We start from the raw sequence: 21270 nt of genomic DNA on the forward strand, positions 1-21270 counted from the left end.
CCGCACAGGGGTCGGCGCCTTTATAAGGGACCCCTATGATCTCTCATCGAAAACTCGAAACCGTACTCAACCATCTGCTCGAACCGCATGCCATCAAGGATTACTGCCCCAATGGCCTGCAGGTGGAGGGGCGTGAGCGCATTCGCAAGGTGGTGACCGGTGTCACCGCCAGCCAGGCCCTGATCGATGCGGCCGTGGCCGCCGATGCTGACGCCATCCTGGTTCATCACGGCTACTTCTGGAGCGGTGAACCGGCCCAGATCACCGGCATGAAACAGCGCCGCATCAAGACCCTCTTGACCCACGACATCAACCTGTTTGCCTACCACCTGCCGCTGGACGTGCACCCCGAGGTGGGCAACAACGCCCAGCTCGCCAAGCTGCTCGACATCAAGGTGCGCCGCGGCCTCGAGCCCTGGAACAGCAAGAGCGTCGCCATGGTGGGCAAGCTGGAAGAGCCCATGAGCGGCAGCGATTTTGCCAAGCTGATTGCCGAGCGGCTCGGCCGTGAGCCGCTCCATTGCGGTGACAGCGGCCCCGAGCTTATTCGCTCCGTGGCCTGGTGCACCGGCGGCGGCCAGAGCTACATCAATCTGGCGGCGGAGCAGGGCATCGATGCCTTCATCTCCGGCGAAGCCTCCGAGCAGACCATCCACACCGCCCGCGAGATGGGCATGCACTTCTACGCCGCCGGTCACCACGCCACCGAGCGTTACGGCGTCAAGGCGCTGGGGGAGTGGCTGGCGACGGTACACGGGCTGGAGGTCACCTTTATCGATATCGACAATCCGGTGTAGGTTCGATTAGCCGCATAGCGGCGTAATCGGACGTGATGACAGCAAGTGCGCTGGTAGATAGAAATGACAAGGGAGGCCTGGGCCTCCCTTGTTGCATTTTATTACTGCGGTTAGCGGTTACTCGCTGGCATAGCCTGCCGGGCCAAGCTGCTTGCCATCGAGCAAGGCAGACCCTGCTCGCATCTGCAAGCGCCCTTCACAGAACCACTGCACCACCAGCGGGTAGATGCTGTGCTCCTGCACCTGTACCCGGGCCGCCACCTCGTCGGCATCATCCCCTTCGAAGATGGGGACGCGGGCCTGCAGGATCACCGGGCCGCCGTCGAGCTCTTCGGTGACGAAGTGGACGCTGGCGCCATGCTCGTCCTCACCGGCCTCGATGGCGCGCTGGTGGGTGTGCAGCCCCTGATATTTCGGCAGCAGGGAGGGGTGGATGTTGATCATCCGCCCGGCAAAGTGTTGCACCAGGTCGGCACTCAGGATCCGCATAAACCCGGCCAGTACCACCAGATCGGGCTGATAGTCCGCCATCAGCGCCAACAGGGCCGCGTCATACTCTTCCCGGCTGGCAAACTGCTGCTGGGCGAGGATGGCGGTGGCCACCCCCGCCTCTTTGGCACGCACCAGACCATATGCATCGGCCTTGTTGCTGATGACGCCGACCACCTGACCGGCAATCTTGCCACCGGCACAGCCGTCGAGGATGGTCTGCAGGTTGCTGCCGTTGCCGGAGATCAGCACCAATATGCGTTTCATGGGGGAGGTCATTTGGCTGTTGATCCGGTCATTCATTGAATGATGACCTGCTCCTCACCATCGGCCGCCTTGGCGATATGGCCGATATGCCAGGCGTTCTCGCCTTCGGCCTTGAGCAGGGTCAGCGCTTTTTCCAGCTGATCTGCCGGCAGGGCGATGATCATGCCGACGCCGCAGTTGAAGGTACGGTACATCTCGTGGCGGGTGACGTTGCCGGCCTGCTGCAGCCAGCTGAACACCGCCGGCCACTGCCAGCTCTGCTCGTCGATCACCGCCTGGGTGTTGGCAGGCAGCACGCGTGGGATGTTCTCCCAGAAGCCGCCACCTGTGATGTGGGACAGAGCGTGGATCTCGCACTCCTTGATGAGCTTGAGCACGGGTTTCACGTAGATGCGGGTCGGCTCCAGCAGGGCGTTGGCCAGGGTGGTGTCACCCAGCGGCTGCTGCACGTCGGCCTTGGAGACTTCCAGGATCTTGCGTACCAGCGAGAAGCCGTTGGAGTGGGGGCCGCTGGCGGCCAGGGCGATCAGGGCATCCCCTTCGCCGACCTTGCTGCCGTCGATGATCTCGCTCTTCTCCACCACACCGACGCAGAAACCGGCGATGTCGTAGTCTTCCCCTTCATACATGCCCGGCATCTCGGCGGTTTCGCCGCCCACCAGGGCGCAACCGGACTGCTCGCAGCCGGCACCGATGCCGGTGACCACGGCCGCGGCGGTGTCGACGTCCAGCTTGCCGGTGGCATAGTAGTCGAGGAAGAAGAGGGGCTCGGCGCCCTGCACGATCAGGTCATTGACGCACATGGCCACCAGATCGATGCCGACGGTGTCGTGCTTCTTCAGGTCGATGGCGAGGCGCAGCTTGGTGCCCACCCCGTCGGTGCCGGAGACCAGCACCGGCTCCTTGTAGCCCGCAGGGATTTGACACAAGGCCCCAAAGCCGCCAAGACCACCAAGGACTTCAGGACGACGAGTGCGCTTTGACACGCCCTTGATACGTTCAACCAGTGCATTGCCGGCATCGATATCCACGCCAGCATCCTTGTAGCTCAGTGAGGTTTTGTCAGTCACGCGTATTCCCCGTCATATAAAGAAGTGGAGGGTAAAATTCGGGGCGTATTCTAACAGTGGCGGTGAAAAACCAGAAAGGAAATCGTTTGCGCGTTTTTGCGCGGAAATGCTCTACAAGCGGCGGCTTTTGTTGTATGATTCCGCGATTTTTTTGCGGCAGTTAGAGGAGATAATAATGAAAGTCGTTGAAGTCAAACACCCCCTGGTCAAGCACAAGATCGGTCTGATGCGTGAAGGCGATATCAGCACCAAGCGTTTCCGTGAACTGGCCAAGGAAGTGGGCAGTTTGTTGACCTACGAAGCGACCTCTGACTTCGAAACCGAGAAGGTTACCATCGATGGCTGGAATGGGCCAGTGGAAGTTGACCAGATCAAGGGCAAGAAGGTCACCGTCGTGCCCATCCTGCGTGCCGGTCTTGGCATGATGGATGGCGTGCTGGAGCACATGCCGAGCGCCCGCGTCAGCGTGGTCGGCATCTACCGCGACGAAGAGACCCTGCAGCCGGTTCCCTATTTCGAGAAGATCGTCAGCAACATCGAAGAGCGTCTGGCGCTGGTCATCGACCCCATGCTGGCTACCGGCGGCTCCATGATCGCCACCATCGACCTGCTCAAGAAGAAGGGCTGCCAGTCCATCAAGGTGCTGGTGCTGGTTGCCGCGCCGGAAGGCATCAAGGCGCTGGAAGCCGCTCACCCGGACGTGGAGCTGTTCTGCGCCTCCATCGACCAGGGCCTGAACGAGAAGGGCTACATTGTCCCGGGTCTGGGCGACGCCGGCGACAAGATCTTCGGCACCAAGTAAGCCTCGATCGCCTCATCGCGCGCCAGCTGGCGCGCAAACGGAGCCGGCACCCCGCCGGCTCCGCTGTTTCTCCCGCCCCGGCTTGCTGCCATGCGCGCCTTGCCGCTACCATAAGCACCATCTCCCATTTCGAGACTCCTCTCATGCTCAAACGTGTTGTGACCGCCCTCTGCTGCGGCTTGTCATTCATGGTGTCGGCCGCCCAGGTGACCGATCTCTATCAGGGCAAGGCGCCCACCAGCGGCGACATGGCGGCGGCTCAGTCCCAGGCCCTGGGCGAGGTGCTGATCAAGGTGACCGGCAAGCGCGACATTCTGACCCAGCCGGCGGTGGTCAAGGCGCTGGCGGCCCCCGGCGAGTTCGTGCAGCACTACGGTTATCAGGACGTGGGGCCGGTGAAGTTTCTCAAGGCCGATTTCGATGTGGCCAAGGTCAATGCCCTGGTGGCCGAGAGCAAGTTCGCCCTGCTGGGCCCGGCTCGGCCACAAGTGGCCATCTGGCTGGTGATCAATGAAGGGGAGCGGCGCATTCTGCCGGATCAGTCCAACGATGGCTGGGCCGCCGCCCTGCGTACCCAGGCCCAGGCGATGGGGCTGCCGGTCAGTATTCCGCTGATGGACTTGGACGACAACATGGCGGTCAACGCCACCGACGTCTGGGGCCGCTTCGCCGACCCCATCCTCAAGGCGAGCCAGCGTTATGGCGCCGAGATGGTGGTGCTGGGCAAGTTGACGCCCGATGGCAAGGAGGAAGGAAAGTGGAGCATCGACTGGGGACTCTACGGCCCCAAAGCGGGCGGTGAGCTGAGCGAACTGACCAAGGGCGAGGGCGCCGGCACCCAGGCCGAGGTGGCGCAGACGTTCGCCGATGCCCTGGCAGGCTGGCTGGTGCAGAACTACGGGGCGCGCATCTCGGGGGTGGCCTCTAGCCAGACACTGGTGGTGGAGGGGTTGTCCGGCATCGACGGCATGATCACGGTGCAGAAGATGTTGCAGGGGATGGCCAGCGTCACCAAGGTGGAGATTGGCAAACTGGAGGGGGACAAGGTGACCTTCAACCTGAGCCTGCAAGGGGACAAGGCCGAACTCATCCGCGGGCTGCAGCTGGAGAGCCGGTTGCGCCAGCTGGCGGATACCCCCGAGGGGCTGAGCTATCAATGGTCGCAGCCCTGATCCTGGCAAGGATCCTGCTTGGCTGGCCGAGCACAACCAGCGTGGGCCCAGAGTGCGGTTTTTCAAGCAGGCCAAGGAGTAGCCGCTTTCGTTAGCAATGGTCGCAGCCTGGATCCTTTATGAGGATCCACACCGCCCGGCATCGTCCGGGCGGTTCTCTATCCGCCTTCGCGATGATACACTTGCCCGCAAATGTCACAGTCAAAGCCCAACGAGTGAAGCAACCGGCCCAACTGTCTTTAGCCGTACAACTACCGGATGATGAAACCTTCGTCAGTTTTTATCCCGGCAACAATGCTCATCTGATCACCGCCCTCAAAAATGCGGCCATTGGTCAGGGCTCACCTTTCCTCTATTTCTGGGGGGCTAAGGGATCGGGCCGCTCCCACCTGCTGCACGCCACCTGCGCCGAGGTCAATGCCCGTGACGCCGCAGCCGCTTATCTCTCCCTCGATCAGTTCGAACAGCTCGACCCCAGCATGCTCGACGCCCTCGAAAGCCTGCCGCTGGTCTGCCTCGACAGCCTGGAGGCGATCGCCGGCAATGCGCTGTGGGAGCGGGCCCTGTTCGATTTTTACAACCGCTGGCAGGAGAAGGGTGAGGGTACCCTGGTGGTGACCGGCTGCAGTGCGCCGCGCAAACTGGGGCTGCAACTGCCGGATCTCGCCTCACGGCTGGACTGGGGAGTGAGCTTCCACCTCGACGAGCTGGACGATGAAGGCAAGCTCAGTGCCCTGCAGCTGCGTGCCGAGCTGCGGGGCTTCAAACTGCCCATCGACGTGGGCCGCTTCCTGCTAAACCGTCTCTCGCGCGACATGCGCACCCTGCTCACCACTCTCAATCAGCTCGACAACGCCTCCTTCCGTGCCAAGCGCAAGCTGACCATCCCCTTTGTCAAAGAGATCCTCGAGCTCTGAGCCCTTCGGGTGTGCTTGAGCGCGAGCGGCGCCGAGGCAATCAATAAAAAGAAACCCCGGCCAGTGGCCGGGGTTTTGCTATCTCAAGGACTTTCTCAAAGAGTTCTGCCTATCAGTGGAACTGATCTTCTTCGGTGGAACCGGTCAGCGCGGTCACCGAGGATTGGCCGCCCTGAATGACGGTGGTTACCTTGTCGAAGTAACCGGTCCCCACTTCCTGTTGGTGTGCCACGAAGGTGTAACCCCGCTCGGCAGCGGCGAATTCAGGCTGCTGCACCATCTCGACATAGTGCTTCATCCCTTCGCCACGGGCGTACTGGTAGGCCAGCTCGTACATGTGGAACCACATGTTGTGGATACCCGCCAGGGTGATGAACTGGTACTTGTAGCCCATGTCGGACAGCTCCTGCTGGAAGCGGGCGATGGTGGCATCGTCCAGGTTCTTCTTCCAGTTGAAGCTCGGCGAGCAGTTGTAGGCCAGGATCTTGTCCGGGTACTGGGCCTTGATGGCTTCGGCAAACTTGCGCGCCTCGTCCAGATCCGGCTTGGCGGTTTCGCACCACACCATGTCGGCGTAAGGGGCATAGGCCAGACCGCGGGAGATGGCTTGCTCGATACCGGCCTGCACCTTGTAGAAGCCTTCTGAGGTGCGCTCACCGGTCAGGAAGCCGGCATCGTACGGATCGGCGTCCGTGGTCAGCAGGTCGGCGGCGTTGGCGTCGGTACGGGCGATCACCAGGGTGGTGGTGCCGCAGACGTCGGCTGCCAGACGGGCTGCGATGAGCTTCTGCACCGCTTCCTGGCTCGGTACCAGCACCTTGCCGCCCATGTGGCCGCACTTCTTGACGGAAGCGAGCTGATCTTCGAAGTGCACGCCGGCGGCGCCCGCTTCAATCATCCCCTTCATCAATTCGAAGGCGTTCAGCACGCCGCCGAAGCCGGCTTCGGCATCCGCTACTATGGGCAGGAAGTAGTCGATGAAGCCCTTGTCCTGCGGGCCCACCTTGTTGGCCCACTGGATCTGGTCGGCACGGGCGAAGGAGTTGTTGATGCGCTCCACCACCGACGGCACCGAGTTGGCCGGGTAGAGGGACTGATCCGGGTACATGGTGGAGGAGAGGTTGTTGTCCGCCGCCACCTGCCAGCCGGAGAGGTAAATTGCCTCGATGCCCGCCTTGGCCTGTTGCACCGCCTGACCGCCGGTCAGCGCGCCGAGGCAGTTTACATAGCCTTTCTTGGCGCCGCCGTGGATCAGTTCCCACAGTTTGTCGGCACCGCGTTGGGCCAGGGTGTGCACCGGTTGCAGGCTGCCACGCAGGTTTACCACGTCTTCGGCGCTGTAGCCGCGCTTGATCCCTTTCCAGCGGGGGTTTTCCGCCCAGTCTTTCTCGATAGCCTGGATCTGTTGCTCACGGGTCAGTGCCATATCAGTTCCCTCTTTCATTGATTTCACGTTTCCATTGACTTGTTATTGGCGAGCCCCGCTGGGGAGGCCCGTAGTTCAGAGCCGCTCGTAACCGGGCAGCGTCAGAAAATCGATCAGAGTATCGGCGCAGGTGATCTGTTCCATCAGCTCGCTCGCCTCGGCGAAGCGGCCTGCCTGCCAGCGCTCGGCCCCCACTTCGGCTTTGACCACCTCCTGCTCCTCGGCCAGCATCTGGCGGAACAGATCCTTGGTCACCACCTTGCCGTTCGACAGGCTCTTGCCGTGGCGGATCCACTGCCAGATGGAGGTGCGGGAGATCTCGGCGGTGGCGGCATCTTCCATCAGACCGTAGATGGGTACGCAGCCGTTGCCGTTGATCCAGGCTTCCAGGTATTGCAGCGCCACCCGGATGTTGGTGCGCATGCCTGCCTCAGTGCGCTCACCCTCGCAAGGGGCCAGCAGTTCAGCGGCCGTGATGGGGGCATCCTGCTCGCGCAGCACGCCGATCTGGTTGCTGGCGCCAGCCGGGATGGCAGCGTTGAACACCGCCATGGCGGTATCGGCGAGACCGGGGTGGGCCACCCAGGTACCGTCGTGGCCGTTGTTGGCTTCACGCTCTTTATCTGCCTTCACCTTGGCAAATACCTGTTCATTCACGGCAGGATCTTTCGCCGGGATAAAGGCTGCCATGCCGCCCATGGCCAGCGCGCCGCGCTTGTGGCAGGTCTTGATCAGCAGCCGCGAATAGGCGGACAGGAACGGTTTGTCCATGGTCACTACCTGACGGTCCGGCAGGACGCGATCAGGGTGGTTCTTCAAGGTCTTGATGTAGCTAAAGATGTAATCCCAGCGGCCGCAGTTGAGGGCGACGATGTGATCCTTCATCTGATAGAGCAGCTCATCCATCTCGAACACCGCCGGCAGGGTTTCGATCAGCACGGTGGCCTTGATGGTGCCACGGGGCAGGCCGAATTTGTCCTCGGTCCAGGCGAATACCTCGCTCCACCAGCGCCCTTCCAGATGGCTCTGCAGCTTGGGTACGTAGAAGTAGGGGCCGGAGCCCTTGGCCAGCAGCGCCTGATAGTTGTGCAGGAAGTAGAGGGCGAAGTCGAACAGGCCGCCGGGAATGGGAGCGCCATCGAAGGTGACATGTTTTTCCGGCAGATGCAGACCGCGCACCCGGCAGATGAGTACGGCCGGATCGGCGCTCAGGGTATAAGCCTTCCCTTCCGGGCTGGTGTAGGAGACGGTGCCGTTGACCGCATCGCGCAGGTTGATCTGACCCTCGATCACCTTGTTCCAGGCCGGTGCCAGCGAATCCTCGAAGTCCGCCATGAATACCTTGACGTTGGCGTTGAGGGCGTTGATCACCATCTTGCGCTCGACCGGGCCGGTGATCTCCACACGGCGGTCTTGCAGGTCGGCGGGAATGCCGCGCACCGTCCAGTCTCCGGCGCGGATGTGGGCGGTTTCAGGCAGAAAATCGGGCAGCTCGCCGCCGTCGATGCGGGCCTGACGCGCCACACGTTGTTTCAACAATTCGTCCCGTTGGGGAGCAAAGCGTTCCACCAGTTCGGATACCAGGGCCACCGCATCCGGCGTCAGAATTTGCGCGTAATCGGGATGCGTCTCGCCCTGGATGCGCAGACGAGCGCTGCAGTGGGTCTGGGCCGGTGCCGACATAGGGTTCACTCCTTTGAGAATTACATTTTGAACTAATTAACTACGACTAAAGTCGATCCCTGTTTTTTCAAACTTCCCGTAACAACGGGGTAACACGATTCATAAGGTGCGAAATATTGCTCTATTCGTCAACAGGTTTTTTAAAACGCACGTTTTGGTCATGATGTTAAGTTGATGTTTATAAACAATTTATGTGATTAGCGTAAAAACTCTATGCAGATGGTTATGCTCTTGTTTTTCATCCCCTGCCGGTAGCGGATGGTGAGGGGGAATAGGGATGCATGGATGTAAGTTATTACGTAGTAAAATTACAAATGCAAAAACAAATCCCGACCTAACTCCAAGCTTCTAAAAAACACATGTATGAAATGAAAGGTGTAAACCCAGCAGGCATATAACTCCTGCTGAAATTAAGGAAAGAACGTTTGTTTAAAACAATACAGGCTAAAAGGGGTCGAATGGGATCTGGTCGGCAGAAGAGGAGAAAGTGAGGCGCAATAACGTAGGTTTGTATCACTTGGGTTGATGAGGTGCCTGGGGGCGGGGAGGGGATGTAGCAGTGGATATGACTACTGTCGTTTAGTTATTTAGCATTTTATTGTTATTTGTATCAGCGGGCCATCCTGGCCCTCAAAGGAGGTAAAACGGGGCGCTATTTCCAGTGCCACTGCCATTTTCTCCCGGTAGTTCAAGAGCGGCATGTCTGCGCCGTCGGCTCAGTAATCATCGTCCGGGGCCGCCAGATCGACGACATCGAGTCGCACCACCGGGCCGTGTTCGGTGGCATACTGATTGGTTGCCGACTCGGTAGCCGGTTGGGGCAGGGGGGCGTACTCGGGCTGTGTGTCAACTGCTTTGGTCATGGGTGCTTGCCTCATTGATTGCAAGCCGGTCGGTGACTCCATCACCCGCGCTCCCACCTCCCTGTTTGAACTGCCGGCGGAAAAGTTGCGTATCCTAGCGGGACTCTTGAAAGGTTTCAAGCGGTTCTGAATGAAATTTGTACCACAACTGTGTGGTGACTCTGCGACAGGCTCACCCAGGAAGAGCATTTAGACGGTTGGCTGATGCGCTACAACAGGTGTGGCGGAAATATAAAGCAGGCAAAAAAATAGCCCAGTCGCGAGACTGGGCTATTTTCGGGGAAATTGGTCGGTGTGAGAGGATTCGAACCTCCGACCCTCTACACCCCATGCAGATGCGCTACCTGGCTGCGCTACACACCGACGAGGTCAGTTTGAGCTGACGGAGGGAAGTCTAATGATCTGAGCAAATGGGTGCAACTCCTTTTTTATCAGAGAGATGCTGACTGCTTCTTTATTGTGCAGGCAAGATGCGACTTGGGGCTGTGGCGCAGATTTGGCATAATCGCCGCCCCGTATTGCCGGGGAGCCCGTCATCATGTTGTTTGGCTGCGCTACCCGGTTGCGGCTAATGAGCGGCAGGCAATCAAGCTGCAAGTGCATCGCCGGCAACCCGTCACAGAGAGGAACCAGGGTGTGAAACCATCAGACGTCACAGAATCAGTGAGCCAGCGCGAGCAGGATGAACGCTGGATGCGCCATGCCATGGCGTTGGCCGAGAGGGCGGAGGGGATCGGCGAGATCCCGGTCGGGGCCGTGCTGGTGCTGGGTGACGAGATCGTGGGGGAGGGGTGGAACCGCTCCATCAGCGAGCACGATGCCTGTGCCCATGCCGAAGTGATGGCGATCCGGGCCGCCGGCGTTCGGCTGCAAAACTACCGTCTGCTCGATACCACCCTCTATGTCACTCTGGAGCCCTGCTGCATGTGTGCCGGTGCCCTCATCCACAGCCGGGTCAAACGGGTGGTCTACGGCGCCCGTGATCTCAAGACCGGCGCGGCGGGCTCGGTGTTCGAGATTCTGCAGGACCCGCGTCACAACCACGGGGTTGAACTGACCGGCGGTGTGCTGGCCGATGCCTGCTCGGCCCAGTTGTCGGATTTCTTCCGGCGGCGGCGCGCCGAGAAAAAGGCCGCCAGATTGGCACTGCAACAAAGCGGCGGCCCCGCCGACTGAGAACGGCGAAGTCGGTGAGGCCGCCTTCGCGCGTTATATTTTCCTTTATGTCCTTGTAAAACAGATGGTTGGCAATGCTGTTTGCCAGCGGTTCCTGGTCTGAATTTCCCTTCAAAATAACCTCTTCCCAGAGGGCCTTGATGTAACAAAACTGTCATGCAACCGCCATATAATGCCGCCAAGCCTAGCTCACATTGAGGTTTTGCATGTCATCGGAATCGATAAACTTAGGTATGGCGGGCAGCAGAAAGCGCCGTATCAAGGATAAGTTGGCCAAGTACGGGGTCACCACGGGTGGTGCTCTGGTGCTGGTCGCCCTGTTGCTCATTTTCTTCTACCTGCTCTATGTGGTGAAACCCATCTTCAATGGCGCCACGATGGAGCCGACCGCGTCATTTACCTTGCCCGTGGCGGGCAAGACCGCCTGGCTCGGGGTGGAAGAGCAGAACGAGATTGGCTATCGCTTCAGCGACAAAGGCCAGGTCAACTTCTTCGCCGTCCAGGGAGATGGCAAGGTCAAGGTGGGCCAGGTGCTGGGTCAGGCGCAGGTGAAGGGTGACATCACCGCCGTCGCCCCGCCCGCGCCAGGCCAGAAACTCATCGCCTATGGTTTTGCCGATGGCAAGGCCCAGGTGGTGCAGCCCTATTTCAAGGTCTCCTATCCCAACGATGTGCGGGTCATCGAGCCCAGCCTGCAGTCCCCCTTCGGCGAAGAGCCGGTAGTGGTGGACCCCCAGGGCAAGGCGCTGACGCTCATGGTGTTTGAGGCCACCAAGGACAAGATGGCCACCGCCGCCGTGACCGCCGATGGTCGTGGCGTGATGGCGGTGATGAGCGGCGAGGAGAACTTCCTCTCCGGTGACATCGAGTGGAGCGCCCAGAACTACAGCATCCCGTCCCTGCCGCGTCATGTGGATCAGATGCTGCTGACCCCCAACCTGCGCATTCTGTTCGTGCGCGAAGGCAACCGCCTCTCCGTCTACGACATTCACAACCTCAATGACATCTCCCTGCGCGATGTCATGGAGATCAATGCCCCCAACGCCAACGTGACCCGGGTCGAGCTGCTCTCCGGCGCCTCCTCCCTGCTGGTGGGCAACGACAATGGCGTCATCTCCCAGTGGTTCGAAGTGGCCCGGGATGGCAAGCGCCAGTTCACCCAGATCCGTGACTTCAAGGGCGATGGTGCCGTGGCGCAGCTGACCCCGGAGCACTTTCGCAAGGGCTTCATCAGTGCCGACAAAGAGGGCACCGTCAGCTTCTTCCACGCCACCGGCGAGACCAAGCTGCTGAGCGAGAAGGTGGAGGGCGGCGCCCTGTCGGCTTTGGCCATCTCCCCCCGTCACAACGTGCTGCTGATGCAACAGGGCGATGCCTTCAAGCTGTTTGCGGTGGAGAACGAGCACCCCGAGGTGACCTGGTCGGCCCTCTGGCAACAGGTGTGGTACGAAGGCTATCCCGAGCCCCAGTACGTTTGGCAATCCACCTCCGCCAGCAACGACTTCGAAGCCAAGCTGAGCCTGGTACCGCTGGTGTTCGGTACCCTCAAGGCCTCCTTCTATGCCATGGTGTTTGCGGTGCCGCTCGGCGTCGCCGGCGCCATCTACACCGCCTACTTCATGTCGGCGGGGCTGCGCAAATACGTCAAGCCGACGGTGGAGATCATGGCGGCGCTGCCGACCGTTATCCTGGGCTTCCTGGCCGGTCTGTGGCTGGCGCCCATCATCGAGGGGGCGCTGCCCGGGGTGGTGCTGCTGTTGATCCTGCTGCCGATGGGGATGCTGCTGACCGCCTTGATCTGGAACTACCTGCCGGAGCGCGGCAAATCCTGGCTGCCGGAGGGGTGGCACGCCATCTTGCTGATCCCGGTGCTGCTGCTGATTGGCTGGGGCGCCTTCGCGGTGAGCCCGCTCATCGAGAACGCCTTCATGCACGGTGATTCGCGCATCTGGCTGACCCACGAGATGGGCATCAAGTTCGACCAGCGCAACTCGCTGGTGGTGGGTATCGCCATGGGCTTCGCGGTCATTCCGACCATCTTCTCAATCGCCGAAGACGCGGTCTTCTCGGTGCCCAAGCACCTGACCCAGGGCTCGCTGGCGCTGGGGGCGACCCCGTGGCAGACCCTGAGCCGGGTGGTGATCCTCACCGCGAGCCCGGGCATCTTCTCGGCGGTGATGATGGGCCTTGGCCGCGCCGTAGGTGAGACCATGATAGTGCTGATGGCCACCGGCAACACGCCCATCATGGACTTCTCCATGTTCCAGGGGCTGCGTACCCTGGCCGCCAACATCGCGGTGGAGATGCCGGAATCGGAAGTGGGCAGCTCGCACTATCGGGTGCTGTTCCTCGCTGCCTTCGTGCTGTTCGTGTTCACCTTCTTGTTCAATACCCTGGCCGAGTTCATCCGTCAGCGGTTGCGTGAAAAATACAGCTCTCTGTGATGGGCTGCTCTGAAAGGACCGAGGAATCGACAATGGGTAAGTGGTTTAAATCGGGGGCCCCCTGGATCTGGATGACCGGCGGCGCCGTCAGCCTGAGTCTGGTAGCGGTACTGGGTCTGCTGCTGCTGATCGGCTGGCGTGGTCTGGTCTACTTCTGGCCCCATCCCATCTATGAGTGGCAACTGGAAGACGCCCAGGGCAACAAGAGCGTGCTGATCGGCGAAATCAATGACCGCGAGCTGGTGCCGGTAGAGCGGCTGCGGGCCGCCGGCCTGCCGCTGGCAGGGGAAGAGCGCGAGCTGCTGACCCGCTATCTGGTCAAGACCGGCAACCGCGAGTTCGTCGACCTGGATTTTCGCTGGGTGCTGGAGACCGACATCAAGTCCCAGAGCCTGCCGACCGAGCTGGCCATGGTGGAGCGTGCCACCAACGGCAACTTCTACGGCTACATCGTCGGGGTGAAAGAGGATGGCAAGGCGCTGACCGAGAACCTGCATCCTGCCCTGCAGCGCGTGCTGGCGCGGGCCAACGGTCTCTCCGAGCAGGCCGACGATCTGCAAAAAGGGGACATCGGCAGCATCAACTATCAGCTGGAGCGGCTGCGCCTCAAAGAGCGCAAGGCCGAGCTGGACGACAAGCTGACCGATCGGCTTAAAGCCGAGCTGGCGAGCGAGCGTCAGGCCCTCAACGACCGTTATCAGGTGCTGGAAAAAGAGCTCTTCTCCCTGCGTGCCCAGGCGGACAGAGACAGCATCACGGTCAAGGACATGCGTGGCGAACTGGTGACCATGCCCATGTCCAAGGTGCTGGATGTGGTGTGGCCCAACGACATGAGTCTGCCGGCCAAGGTGGGCTACTGGTTCCACCAGATCGGCAAGTTCGTCTCCGACGATCCGCGCGAGGCCAACACCGAGGGCGGGGTGTTCCCGGCCATCTTCGGTACCGTGTTCATGGTGTTCCTGATGGCGATCATCGTGACCCCGCTCGGCGTGGTGGCGGCGGTCTACCTGCACGAATACGCGGGCAAGAACAGCCTGACCAAGATCATCCGCATCGCGGTGATCAACCTGGCGGGTGTGCCCTCCATCGTGTACGGCGTGTTCGGTCTGGGCTTCTTCGTCTACACCCTCGGTGGTTCGCTGGACCAGCTGTTCTACCCCGAAGCGCTGCCGAGCCCGACCTTTGGCTCCCCTGGCGTCATCTGGTCGGCGCTGACTCTGGCCATCCTGACCCTGCCGGTGGTGATCGTCTCCACCGAAGAGGGGCTGGCCCGGATCCCGAGCACCATCCGCCAGGGCTCGCTGGCACTGGGAGCCACCCAGGCCGAGACCCTGTGGCGCATCGTGCTGCCGATGGCGAGCCCGGCCATCATGACCGGTCTCATCCTGGCCATCGCCCGCGCGGCCGGTGAAGTGGCGCCGCTGATGCTGGTGGGGGTGGTGAAACTGGCGCCGACCCTGCCGATGGACGGCAACTTCCCGTACCTGCACGTGGAGCGCAAGTTCATGCACCTGGGCTTCCACATCTATGACGTCGGCTTCCAGAGCCCCAACGTCGAGGCGGCGCGCCCGCTGGTGTACGCCACCTCCTTCCTGCTGGTGACGGTGATCGTCGGCCTCAACCTGACGGCCATCGGTATCCGCAACCACTTACGCGAGAAATTCCGGTCGCTGGAACATTGATAGACCAGCACCACAGAGACGGGCAGGGAACGGGGTTCCCTGCCAGCCAAGCGTTCCGGCCGCGGGCAATGAGAGTGCCCGCCGCCACCGACAGATTTTGAGGTAACAGATGATCAACGTAACGACCGCATCCAGCCAGCACACCGCGACCGACCTGCTCAACCTGAGCCCGGAGCAGACCGCGCTGGAAGTGAAGGATCTCAACCTGTACTACGGCAACAAGCAGGCGCTGTTCAACGTCAACATGAAGATCCCCAAGGGCCAGGTCACCGCCTTCATCGGCCCCTCTGGCTGCGGCAAGTCCACTCTGCTGCGCTGCATCAACCGGATGAACGACCTGGTGGAGATCTGCCGCATCGAGGGCGAAATCCAGCTGCACGGCCACAACATCTACGACAAGAGCGTGGATGTCTCCGCCCTGCGTCGTCAGGTGGGCATGGTGTTCCAGCGTCCCAACCCCTTCCCCAAGTCCATCTACGAGAACGTGGTCTATGGCCTGCGCCTGCAGGGCATCAACGATCGCCGCACCCTGGACGAGGCGGCCGAGCGCTCTCTGCGCGGCGCGGCCCTGTGGGACGAGGTGAAGGATCGGCTGCACGACAACGCCTTCGGCCTCTCCGGTGGTCAGCAGCAGCGACTGGTGATTGCCCGTGCCATCGCCATCGAGCCGGAAGTGCTGCTGCTCGATGAACCGACCTCGGCGCTCGACCCCATCTCCACCCTCACCATCGAGGAGCTGATCAACGAGCTCAAGAGCCAGTTCACCGTGGTGATCGTGACCCACAACATGCAGCAGGCGGCGCGTGTCTCGGATCAGACCGCCTTCATGTACATGGGCGAGCTCATCGAGTACTCGGACACCAACACCATCTTTACCACCCCGGCCAAGAAGAAGACCGAAGACTACATCACCGGTCGTTACGGCTAAGTGCTGGCGATGGAGATGAGCAAGATGAGCATCAACAAACAGATTACCGGTCAGTTCAACGACTAAGGCATACTCGGAGCATCAAGGATTATTTGTATGGACAATATGAACCTCAACAAACACATCTCCGGTCAGTTCAATGCCGAGCTCGAGAGCGTGCGCAACCAGGTGCTGGTGATGGGCGGGCTGGTAGAGCAGCAGCTGACCGACGCCATCGCGGCGATCCACGATCAGGATCTGGACGCGGCGCGCAAGATCGTGGCCAACGACCACAAGGTCAACGCCATGGAAGTGGCGATCGACGAGGAGTGCACCCGCATCATCGCCAAGCGCCAGCCCACCGCCTCCGACCTGCGGCTGGTGATGGCCATCATCAAGACCATCACCGATCTTGAGCGCATCGGCGATGTGGCGGACAAGATCGCCCGCATGCTGACCGACAACGCCAACAAGCCGCAGCCGCCGCTGGTGTCGCTGGAGAACATGGGCCGCCGCACCATCAAGATGCTGCACGACGTGCTGGACGCTTTCGCCCGCATGGATCTGGACGCGGCGCTGGCGGTCTACAAGGAAGATGACAAGGTGGACCGCGAATACGAGTCCATCATCCGCGAGCTGATGACCTACATGATGGAAGATCCGCGTACCATACCGCAGGTGCTCAACGTGCTGTGGGCGGCGCGGGCCATCGAACGGGTAGGGGATCGCTGCCAGCATATCTGCGAGTACATCGTCTACTACGTCAAGGGCAAGGACGTGCGCCACACCAAGGCGGACGATCTGGGCACCCTGCTGGGGAAAGGGTGAGTCTGAGATGAATAAAAAGGCGCTTTGAGCGCCTTTTTTGTTGCCTTTTCAGTCAGTGCAAGATATCGCCACCCGCTTGGCGCTTTTCTGCTAGAATATGCCCCCTGTGTGAGTCCCGGATTGACTCACGGTCCGGTCCCCCGGACCCAGTTTGCCGTCTTGTGCTAAGGCGGCTGTTGCAATAGGTTAATCATGAGTTTTGCCGATAGTTTATTTTTCCTGATGCTGCTGGTCGCCGGCAGCGTGTTCTTCTCTCTCTCCGAGATCTCCCTCGCTGCCTCCCGCAAGATCAAGTTGCAGGTGATGGCCGATGAGGGCAACCGCCATGCCGAAAAGGTACTGGCACTGCAGGCCCAGCCGGGCAACTTCTTTACCGTGGTGCAGATCGGGCTCAACACCGTCGCCATCCTGGGCGGTATCCTGGGCGAGTCTGCCCTGAACCCGGCCATCAAGGAGTTCATCTCCGAGTTCTATCAGGGGCCCTGGCTTGGCGAGATCAGCTCGGCAGCCTCCTTCGTGTTCGTCACCGGCATGTTCATCCTGATCGCCGATCTGATGCCCAAGCGCCTCGCCATGACCATGCCGGAGCGGATCGCCGTGGTGGTGGTGCGCCCCATGCTGCTGTGCGTCACCCTGCTGATGCCGCTGGTATGGCTGTTCAACGGCATGGCCAACGGCCTGTTCCGCCTGCTGCGCATCTCCATGGTGCGCAACGACGAGATCACCTCCGACGACATCTATGCGGTGATGGATGCAGGCGCCGAAGCGGGTGTCATCCAGCGTGAGGAGCACCAGCTCATCGAGAACGTGTTCGAGCTGCAGTCCCTCGGTGTCACCTCCGCCATGACCGCGCGTGAGAGCCTCATCTACTTCACCCTGCAAGAGGGCGAGGAGAGCATCAAGGCCAAGATTGCCGAACACCCCCACAACAAGTTCCTGGTGTGTGACCACAACCTCGACAGCATCAAAGGCTTCGTCGACTCCAAGGAGCTGCTGATCCGGGTCATCAGCGGCCAGAGCATCGATCTCAACAGCGGCTCGCTGGTGCAGAACGTCATCATCATCCCCGACACCCTCAACCTCTACGAGGCGATGGAGTACTTCAAGAACCATCGTGGCGATTTTGCCGTGGTGATGAACGAGTACGCCCTGGTGGTGGGGATCGTCACCATGAACGATCTGATGAGCACCGTCATGGGCGAGTGGGCCACCCACGTGGTGGAAGAGCAGATCGTGCAGCGCGACGAGAACTCCTGGCTGGTGGACGGGGTGACCCCCATCTCCGACGTGATGCGCGCCTTCGACATCGAGGAGTTCCCGGAAAACCAGAATTATGAAACCATCGCCGGCTTCATCATGTACATGCTGCGCAAGATCCCCAAGCGAACCGATTCGGTCAAATACGCCGGTTACAAGTTCGAAGTGGTGGACATCGACAGCTACAAGATTGACCAGCTGCTGGTCACCCGGGTCGAGCCCACGCCGGCCGAGAAACCCGCTCAGGAATCGTAAAAGGAGCTAGTTAGCAATCATGAAGATGCAGTCTCATTCCCGTGCGCTGGCCTGTGTGGCGCTCGCCCTGGCACTCGGTGCCTGCAGCCAGAGCGCTCCGCGCAAGGCCACCACAGTCGCCAAACCGGCAGCCCCCAAGGCGGCCGTGGTGGTGCCGCAGCAGGACCCGGATGCGGTGGTGCAAAGCGCCGTTGCGGAGCCGAGTCCGGTGTTCGACGAGGAGTATCACGGCCCGGATCAAGGTTCGCTCGAGTCGGTGACCGCCCTGTTTGCCCGTGGCTACATCGAATCGGCCATGCGCGAGACCATGCTGGCGGCGGTGCACAGCGACTACCCGCTGCTCGGCATGCGGGACGTGCGCCTGACCGATCCGGTGGCCAAGTTCCTCACCTCCGCCCAGGCACGCACCACGGCTCACGACTACCTCTATGCCGGGGTGCAGCGCCGGTTGGGCCGCCCGCTCAGCCCCGCCCAGTGGGAGCAGATCTGGCAGGGGTATCCCCAGCAGGGTCGGGTGTCCGACTGGGTCAAGCAGACCAAGCGGGTACTGGCCGGACGTTGAGCCGCCAGTGCACCTGTCGCCACAAGAGGCCACCTTCGGGTGGCCTTTTGCTTTCTCTCTTTACCGCTTCCCCTCTGCGGCTTGTGGATTTGTGGTGATGCCGGTTGCCGTCGGCCCGGCTTTGCTTTATCTTACTTTAGCCATCTAAATGTCTATATGTTTTTATGGCTGATTTTATCCCGGGTGATGAAGGCGACGGGCTGCCGCACGACCGGGGCAGGCGCAATGGATAATGCGCACAGACCCGCACAACAAAACAACAAACAAGAGACGAGACAGATGGATACGCAGGCATTGTGGATACTGGATGGTGGCATGGGACGCGAACTGGCACGGCGGGGTGCGCCGTTTCGCCAGCCGGAGTGGTCGGCGCTGGCCCTGATGGAGGCCCCCGAGACGGTGCGCGAGGTGCATCAGGCCTATGTGGCGAGCGGGGCCCGCGTCATCACCACCAACAGCTATGCGCTGGTGCCGTTTCATATCGGTGACGCGCGCTTTGCGGCAGAGGGGGAGGTGCTGGCGGCCCTGGCCGGTCAGCTGGCCCGCGAGGTGGCCGACGAGCTGCCGGGTCGCGTGCAGGTGGCCGGCTCCTTGCCGCCGCTGTTTGGTTCCTACCGCGCCGACCTGTTCGACGCAGGCCGGGTGAGCGAGCTGGCGACCCCGCTTATTCGGGCGCTCTCCCCCCACGTGGATCTCTGGCTGGCGGAGACCATGAGCCTCATCGCCGAGCCGCTGGCCATCCGGGCCCTGCTGCCCGAGGACGGCAAGCCGTTCTGGGTCTCCTTCACTCTGGAAGACGAGGCGCCGGGCAGCGAGCCGACCCTGCGCTCCGGCGAGCGAGTGGCCGATGCGGTCTGCGCGCTGGCATCGGCCGGGGTGGACGCCATCCTGTTCAACTGCTGTCAGCCCGAGGTGATCGAAGGGGCGCTCAAGGTGGCCGGTGCCGCTTTGCAAGAACAGGGTCGCAGCGATATTCGGCTCGGCGCCTATGCCAACGCCTTCCCGCCCCAGCCCAAGGAGGCCACCGCCAACGACGGGCTGGACGAGATCCGCACCGATCTGGGACCGCTGGATTACCTCGGCTGGGCCGAGCGCTGGCGCGCTGCCGGGGCAAACCTTATCGGCGGTTGCTGCGGCATCGGGCCGGAACACATCCAGGCACTGAGCAGTCGGCTGCGCTAAGGAGAGCCCATGAAAGAGAACAAGATCGGGCTCTGGTCCCTCACCGCGCTGGTGTTCAGCTCCATGGTGGGGGCGGGGATCTTCAGCCTGCCCCAGAACATGGCCGAGGTGGCTGGCGCCCGCGCCGTGCTGATCGGCTGGGGCGTCACCGGGGTGGGCATCCTGGCGCTCGCCATGAGTTTTCTGTATCTGTCGCGGTTAAGGCCGGATCTTGACGGTGGCATCTACAGCTATGCCCGCGCCGGTTTCGGCGATCTGGTGGGTTTTTTCTCCGCCTGGGGCTATTGGCTTTGTGCCACCATCGGCGTAGTGGGCTATCTGGTGATCGCCTTCGCGGCGCTGGGCAGCTTCGTCGACACCACGGGACAGGTCTGGTTTGGCGAGGGCAACACCCTGGCGGCTTTTGTCGGCGAGTCCTGCATCCTCTGGGCGGTGCACCTGCTGGTGGCGCGCGGCGTGCAGCAGGCGGCCCTGTTCAATCTGGTGGCGACCCTGGCCAAGAGCCTGCCGCTGCTGCTGTTCATCTTGTTCGCCTGCTACTGGTTCGACCCGGTCACCTTCGCGGCGGATCAGCAGGGCAGCACCCTGGCGGTACCGGTCTCCGAGCAGGTGCGCAACACCATGCTGATCACACTCTGGGTCTTCACCGGCATCGAAGGGGCAGCGGTGCTGTCGGCCCGGGCGAGAAACAAGCGGGATGTGGGCACGGCCACCGTACTCGGGGTAGTGCTGGCGCTGCTGCTCTATGTGCTCATCTCGGTGCTGGCGCTCGGGATCCTGAGCCGCCCGGAGCTTGCGGCCCTGCCCAACCCCTCCATGGCGGGGCTGATGGCCCAGATGACAGGCTCCTGGGGCAAGCTGCTCATCAGCGCCGGCCTTATCGTCTCGGTGCTCGCCTCCTATGTGAGCTGGACCCTGTTCTCGGCCGAGGTGCCGTTCAGCGCGGCGCGCCACGGCGCCTTCCCGGCAATCTTCCGGCGCCAGAACCGCAACGGCACCCCCATCGCATCGCTGTGGCTCACCAGCCTGACGGTGCAGGGCTGTCTGCTGCTGGTGTGGCTGCTCGGCAAGGGTTACACCAACCTGCTGCTCATCTCCACCTCGATGATCTTGGTGCCCTACCTGTTGATCGGTCTGTTCCTGCTCAAGCTCTCCTTGCGTGGGGAGGGCAATGGCCTGATGCGGGCGGTAGCGCTGGTGTCGAGTGGTTACGGCCTCTGGCTGCTCTACGCCGCCGGGGTGGAGTACCTGCTGCTCTCCTTGCTGCTCTACGGGCCGGGTCTGCTGCTGTTTCTCTACAGCCGCCGCCAGCTGGGGGCCGAGCTGCGACTCAGCGGGCGCGAACGGCTGCTGGCCGGGGTGACGTTGCTGAGCCTGATCCCCGCCATCTGGTCTTTTGCCCACGTCTGACCGGGTTGTGACCGGCAATGCAAGAGAGCGCCCAAGGGGCGCTCTCTTTTTGTCTGCGACGCGCACTTTTTAGCGGCGGCA

18 protein-coding genes and 1 tRNA gene are annotated in these 21270 nt (G+C 61.6%); 13 read left to right on the forward strand and 6 right to left on the reverse strand.

Features of this window, described 5'->3' with window-relative positions; translation table 11 throughout:
• The first annotated feature begins 35 nt into the window (after positions 1 to 35).
• Positions 36 to 797, forward strand: a complete 762-nt coding sequence (locus PG899_RS06425; protein WP_289710404.1) for a Nif3-like dinuclear metal center hexameric protein — start codon at positions 36 to 38, stop codon at positions 795 to 797.
• A 117-nt stretch (positions 798 to 914) separates the two neighbouring features.
• Here the strand turns inward: PG899_RS06425 and purN are convergent, their stop codons facing one another.
• On the reverse strand, positions 915 to 1553 hold the full coding sequence (gene purN / locus PG899_RS06430) for a phosphoribosylglycinamide formyltransferase (protein WP_252410806.1): 639 nt from the start codon (positions 1551 to 1553) through the stop codon (positions 915 to 917).
• Between the two features lie 32 nt (positions 1554 to 1585).
• Positions 1586 to 2623 (reverse strand): phosphoribosylformylglycinamidine cyclo-ligase, encoded by a 1038-nt coding sequence (purM, locus tag PG899_RS06435; RefSeq protein WP_016351309.1) that lies wholly within the window; start codon positions 2621 to 2623, stop codon positions 1586 to 1588.
• Between the two features lie 175 nt (positions 2624 to 2798).
• Here purM and upp point away from each other — a divergent pair, with 175 nt between their 5' ends.
• From upp to hda, 3 genes are all read left to right on the forward strand, one after another.
• Positions 2799 to 3425 (forward strand): uracil phosphoribosyltransferase, encoded by a 627-nt coding sequence (upp, locus tag PG899_RS06440; protein ID WP_005302745.1) that lies wholly within the window; start codon positions 2799 to 2801, stop codon positions 3423 to 3425.
• A 143-nt stretch (positions 3426 to 3568) separates the two neighbouring features.
• Positions 3569 to 4597, forward strand: a complete 1029-nt coding sequence (locus tag PG899_RS06445) for a DUF2066 domain-containing protein (protein WP_252410805.1) — start codon at positions 3569 to 3571, stop codon at positions 4595 to 4597.
• A gap of 215 nt (positions 4598 to 4812) precedes the next feature.
• Entirely contained in the window at positions 4813 to 5514 is a 702-nt protein-coding gene (gene hda, locus PG899_RS06450; RefSeq protein ID WP_016351307.1) for a DnaA inactivator Hda, read from the forward strand.
• Positions 5515 to 5626: 112 nt separating this feature from the next.
• Here the strand turns inward: hda and aceA are convergent, their stop codons facing one another.
• The 4 genes from aceA to PG899_RS06470 all read right to left on the reverse strand — a co-directional run bounded on the left by aceA (position 5627) and on the right by PG899_RS06470 (position 9849).
• Positions 5627 to 6940, reverse strand: coding sequence for an isocitrate lyase (aceA, locus tag PG899_RS06455; protein ID WP_011706620.1), 1314 nt, complete (start codon positions 6938 to 6940; stop codon positions 5627 to 5629).
• Between the two features lie 75 nt (positions 6941 to 7015).
• The gene (aceB, locus tag PG899_RS06460; protein WP_106552932.1) at positions 7016 to 8623 is read right to left on the reverse strand and encodes a malate synthase A; all 1608 of its coding nucleotides are present in this window, start codon (positions 8621 to 8623) and stop codon (positions 7016 to 7018) included.
• 716 nt (positions 8624 to 9339) lie between these two features.
• Positions 9340 to 9486, reverse strand: a complete 147-nt coding sequence (locus tag PG899_RS06465; RefSeq protein WP_017409853.1) for a hypothetical protein — start codon at positions 9484 to 9486, stop codon at positions 9340 to 9342.
• A 286-nt stretch (positions 9487 to 9772) separates the two neighbouring features.
• Positions 9773 to 9849 (reverse strand) — tRNA-Pro (locus tag PG899_RS06470).
• A gap of 273 nt (positions 9850 to 10122) precedes the next feature.
• On the opposite strand from PG899_RS06470, the gene tadA reads away from it, so the two are divergent.
• The 9 genes from tadA (at position 10123) to PG899_RS06515 (ending at position 21189) form a co-directional block, all read left to right on the forward strand.
• A complete protein-coding gene (gene tadA, locus PG899_RS06475; protein ID WP_017409854.1) occupies positions 10123 to 10662 on the forward strand; it encodes a tRNA adenosine(34) deaminase TadA in 540 nt (179 codons plus the stop codon).
• Between the two features lie 206 nt (positions 10663 to 10868).
• The gene (locus PG899_RS06480; RefSeq protein ID WP_011706617.1) at positions 10869 to 13106 is read left to right on the forward strand and encodes an ABC transporter permease subunit; all 2238 of its coding nucleotides are present in this window, start codon (positions 10869 to 10871) and stop codon (positions 13104 to 13106) included.
• A gap of 32 nt (positions 13107 to 13138) precedes the next feature.
• Complete coding sequence (gene pstA / locus PG899_RS06485; protein WP_252410804.1) at positions 13139 to 14788, forward strand: phosphate ABC transporter permease PstA; 1650 nt, start codon at positions 13139 to 13141, stop codon at positions 14786 to 14788.
• A 109-nt stretch (positions 14789 to 14897) separates the two neighbouring features.
• Positions 14898 to 15716, forward strand: coding sequence for a phosphate ABC transporter ATP-binding protein PstB (gene pstB / locus PG899_RS06490; protein WP_011706615.1), 819 nt, complete (start codon positions 14898 to 14900; stop codon positions 15714 to 15716).
• A 96-nt stretch (positions 15717 to 15812) separates the two neighbouring features.
• Positions 15813 to 16523 carry a phosphate signaling complex protein PhoU gene (gene phoU / locus PG899_RS06495; protein ID WP_005334097.1) on the forward strand — a complete coding sequence of 237 codons (711 nt, stop codon included), beginning with the start codon at positions 15813 to 15815 and terminating at the stop codon, positions 16521 to 16523.
• Positions 16524 to 16715: 192 nt separating this feature from the next.
• The gene (locus PG899_RS06500) at positions 16716 to 18035 is read left to right on the forward strand and encodes a hemolysin family protein (protein WP_011706614.1); all 1320 of its coding nucleotides are present in this window, start codon (positions 16716 to 16718) and stop codon (positions 18033 to 18035) included.
• Positions 18036 to 18054: 19 nt separating this feature from the next.
• Positions 18055 to 18597, forward strand: a complete 543-nt coding sequence (locus PG899_RS06505) for a hypothetical protein (protein WP_024944846.1) — start codon at positions 18055 to 18057, stop codon at positions 18595 to 18597.
• Between the two features lie 279 nt (positions 18598 to 18876).
• The gene (locus tag PG899_RS06510; RefSeq protein WP_252410803.1) at positions 18877 to 19779 is read left to right on the forward strand and encodes a homocysteine S-methyltransferase family protein; all 903 of its coding nucleotides are present in this window, start codon (positions 18877 to 18879) and stop codon (positions 19777 to 19779) included.
• A 9-nt stretch (positions 19780 to 19788) separates the two neighbouring features.
• Positions 19789 to 21189, forward strand: coding sequence for a basic amino acid/polyamine antiporter (locus tag PG899_RS06515; RefSeq protein WP_252410802.1), 1401 nt, complete (start codon positions 19789 to 19791; stop codon positions 21187 to 21189).
• The last annotated feature ends 81 nt before the right edge of the window (positions 21190 to 21270 follow it).

It is taken from the genome of Aeromonas sp. QDB39 (assembly GCF_027707585.1).
Taxonomy (GTDB): Bacteria; Pseudomonadota; Gammaproteobacteria; order Enterobacterales; family Aeromonadaceae; genus Aeromonas; species Aeromonas hydrophila.

Excerpts from the sequence above, each read along its gene's own strand:
- PG899_RS06515 (WP_252410802.1), top strand. The coding sequence starts at position 19,789 with ATGAAAGAGAACAAGATCGGGCTCTGGTCCCTCACCGCGCTGGTGTTC.
- PG899_RS06505 (WP_024944846.1), top strand. The coding sequence starts at position 18,055 with ATGAAGATGCAGTCTCATTCCCGTGCGCTGGCCTGTGTGGCGCTCGCC.
- PG899_RS06480 (WP_011706617.1), top strand. The coding sequence starts at position 10,869 with ATGTCATCGGAATCGATAAACTTAGGTATGGCGGGCAGCAGAAAGCGC.
- upp (WP_005302745.1), top strand. The coding sequence starts at position 2,799 with ATGAAAGTCGTTGAAGTCAAACACCCCCTGGTCAAGCACAAGATCGGT.
- PG899_RS06425 (WP_289710404.1), top strand. The coding sequence starts at position 36 with ATGATCTCTCATCGAAAACTCGAAACCGTACTCAACCATCTGCTCGAA.
- aceB (WP_106552932.1), bottom strand. The coding sequence starts at position 8,623 with ATGTCGGCACCGGCCCAGACCCACTGCAGCGCTCGTCTGCGCATCCAG.
- aceA (WP_011706620.1), bottom strand. The coding sequence starts at position 6,940 with ATGGCACTGACCCGTGAGCAACAGATCCAGGCTATCGAGAAAGACTGG.
- phoU (WP_005334097.1), top strand. The coding sequence starts at position 15,813 with ATGGACAATATGAACCTCAACAAACACATCTCCGGTCAGTTCAATGCC.
- PG899_RS06510 (WP_252410803.1), top strand. The coding sequence starts at position 18,877 with ATGGATACGCAGGCATTGTGGATACTGGATGGTGGCATGGGACGCGAA.
- purN (WP_252410806.1), bottom strand. The coding sequence starts at position 1,553 with ATGAAACGCATATTGGTGCTGATCTCCGGCAACGGCAGCAACCTGCAG.
- PG899_RS06500 (WP_011706614.1), top strand. The coding sequence starts at position 16,716 with ATGAGTTTTGCCGATAGTTTATTTTTCCTGATGCTGCTGGTCGCCGGC.
- pstB (WP_011706615.1), top strand. The coding sequence starts at position 14,898 with ATGATCAACGTAACGACCGCATCCAGCCAGCACACCGCGACCGACCTG.
- PG899_RS06465 (WP_017409853.1), bottom strand. The coding sequence starts at position 9,486 with ATGACCAAAGCAGTTGACACACAGCCCGAGTACGCCCCCCTGCCCCAA.
- PG899_RS06445 (WP_252410805.1), top strand. The coding sequence starts at position 3,569 with ATGCTCAAACGTGTTGTGACCGCCCTCTGCTGCGGCTTGTCATTCATG.
- pstA (WP_252410804.1), top strand. The coding sequence starts at position 13,139 with ATGGGTAAGTGGTTTAAATCGGGGGCCCCCTGGATCTGGATGACCGGC.